At 57.3% G+C, this 2,485-nt stretch carries 2 protein-coding genes; both read left to right on the top strand.

Annotated elements, in window-relative coordinates:
- Positions 1 to 527: 527 nt before the first annotated feature.
- Complete coding sequence (locus tag SPHV1_RS03490) at positions 528 to 878, top strand: helix-turn-helix domain-containing protein (protein WP_054944690.1); 351 nt, start codon at positions 528 to 530, stop codon at positions 876 to 878.
- The gene (locus SPHV1_RS03485) at positions 868 to 2,136 is read left to right on the top strand and encodes a type II toxin-antitoxin system HipA family toxin (protein ID WP_054944689.1); all 1,269 of its coding nucleotides are present in this window, start codon (positions 868 to 870) and stop codon (positions 2,134 to 2,136) included. Before SPHV1_RS03490 ends, SPHV1_RS03485 begins: the two co-directional genes overlap by 11 nt.
- Positions 2,137 to 2,485 lie beyond the last annotated feature (349 nt).

Raw genomic sequence — 2,485 nt, 5'->3', positions numbered from 1 at the left:
CATGTCGCATAGCCCGGATCACGCGTGGCCTGACAGGATCCGGCTCGAGATTAGCTGAGACGCCGAAATCCTCCAACCGACAGATTCTAAATAATTTTCTGAACGTCCTGAGACGTTGTGAGCCTGCTTGAAAAAGCGTGGTTGGCGGAGAGGTAGTCCGTCTGAACAGCCGCGTCGCCCGCATCGACCTGAATTCGGCCGGCGCCACCGTCAGTGCCTTCGATAGTAAGGCCTATTCAACGCGCTTCATGGTATCGGAGGCGCCCTTGACGTCTCCGCTTGCCGGGTGGCGGGGAAAGCCATTGCATCCCGGGATCAAACCGAATCTGAAGCGAGCCTCTCTGCAACAAAGCCGGCAAGAGGGTGACGTTGGCTAGGGTGATGTCCGCGCGCACCTTTGGAGGAGGAATTTTTCTGAATCAAATTTGACTTATATTAACGTCATAAAACACATAATGACTTATTTATAAGACGAAATATTGATTTTCATCCTGATTCACGGTATAATCTCAAAAGGACGGTGAGACATGCCAAAGCGGAAAAAATCGCCAGCAAAATGGACGCTATCGCGCTACGGGCGCGAGGCCGTCACCCTGCTCGGCCAATTGATCCGCACCAACCGCCTGGAACGCCAGTGGAGCGTGCAGGAGCTCGCCGACAGAGTTGGCGTGTCCCGCGACATGATCCAGCGGATCGAACATGGCGATCCACGCTGCACAATCGGTATTGTGTTCGAAGCGGCCAGCGTGGTGGGGGTGCCCTTATTCGAAGAGGATCGCGACAGGCTCGCCTTCCGCGTAGCCGAGCAGGCAAACAAGCTACGCTTGATGCCTAAATCCGTGCGCCAGAAAAAGACGGTGGTGAAGGATGATTTCTGAACGCCGTTACAAGGAGGTCTATGTCTGGATCTGGCTGCCGCGCGCGCGCGAGCCGGTGGTGGCGGGCTTGCTCAGCCGCCAGCGTGATGGACGTTTCGGCTTCAACTATGGCCGCAGCTACCTGGAACGCGATGATGCGATCCCGATCTATGATCCGGAGCTGCCGCTGCGCACAGGCCTGATCGAGCCGTCCGCACGCATGCAAATGCCAAGCTGCATCCGCGATGCCTCGCCTGATGCCTGGGGCCGCAGGGTGATCATCAACCGCGTGACGGGTGCAAAGGCGGACGAAGCGGACCTGATCGATCTGGATGAGCTTACGTACCTGATGGAATCGGGATCGGACCGGATTGGTGCGCTCGATTTTCAGGCATCGGCCACGGACTACCAGTCGCGCCAACGCAAGAATGCATCTCTGGACGAACTCGCCGCCGCGGCCGAACGCGTTGAAAACGGATTGCCGCTTTCACCGGAACTCGATCTGGCTTTGCAGCATGGAACATCGCTGGGTGGTGCCCGCCCCAAGGCGTTGATCGATGATCAGGGCCGCAAGTTCATTGCGAAGTTCTCGGCGAGCAACGACCTGTACAATGTCGTCAAAGCAGAATTCATCGCCATGCGTATGGCGAAGGAAGTCGGGCTCGACGTGGCTCCGGTTGAACTCACCAAAGGCCTCGGCAAGGACGTGCTGCTCATTGAACGATTTGACCGAGCGCCAGCCGCAAATAGCTGGGCGCGAAAAGCGATCGTCTCGGCCTTGACGATGCTGGGCCTCGATGAGACCGAAGCCCGCTATGCGAGTTACGAGGAACTGGCGGAACTGATCCGCTACCGCTTCACCGATCCGAAGGAAACGCTCGAAGAGATGTTCGGGCGGATTGTGTTCAACATCCTGTCGGGCAACACGGATGATCATGCCCGCAACCATGCGGCGTTCTGGGATGGCAAGGCGCTGACGCTGACACCGGCCTATGACATTTGTCCGCAAGGACGCACGGGTGGCGAGGCAACGCAAGCCATGCTTATCCATAGCGATGTGAGGCTTAGCCAGGTGAACGCCTGCATTAAAACCTCGAAGAACTTCCTGCTCACCGAAGCGCAGGCCCGCGCGATCATTAGAAAGCAGATCAAAACCATCCGCGCGAAGTGGATGGATATCTGCGACGAGGCCGCCCTGCCCCAGGTCGACCAGGAATTTCTGTGGGGGCGCCAGTTCCTCAATCCATTTGCATTGCAAGGCTTCGAAGAAGAATCCTGACATGCGAGGGAAAAGGCGCTGCACTGGTGCTGTTGGGCAAACGCCAGATCGTCTCCGAATACGATCGCAGATCACTACAGGACTGTCTGGCGAGACCGACATTCGAACATAACGGCCAGCAGGGCAGTGAACGCATGATCACTACGTTCGATGCCGACAAGGCAGGAAGCGTTGCGTCCCGCCCCATCGACGGAAGCGACAGAGCGAACAGCTTGTTTGCTGCGCCGGGAAATCGATCCGCCTATTCCCGAAGTCTGCAGCTATCAAACGAGCGCAAATTGTCCATATGAAGCGACGGTCTGCCCTACCGGAAATTCGAACGTGCCAGCTGTTGATATCCTGCGGCCTG

Source organism: Novosphingobium sp. KN65.2 (assembly GCF_001368935.1).
GTDB lineage: Bacteria > Pseudomonadota > Alphaproteobacteria > Sphingomonadales > Sphingomonadaceae > Novosphingobium > Novosphingobium mathurense.
This window is presented reverse-complemented; position numbering and strand designations above follow the sequence as displayed.

Coding starts and splice junctions, on each gene's coding strand:
- SPHV1_RS03490 (WP_054944690.1), top strand. CDS start 528: ATGCCAAAGCGGAAAAAATCGCCAGCAAAATGGACGCTATCGCGCTAC.
- SPHV1_RS03485 (WP_054944689.1), top strand. CDS start 868: ATGATTTCTGAACGCCGTTACAAGGAGGTCTATGTCTGGATCTGGCTG.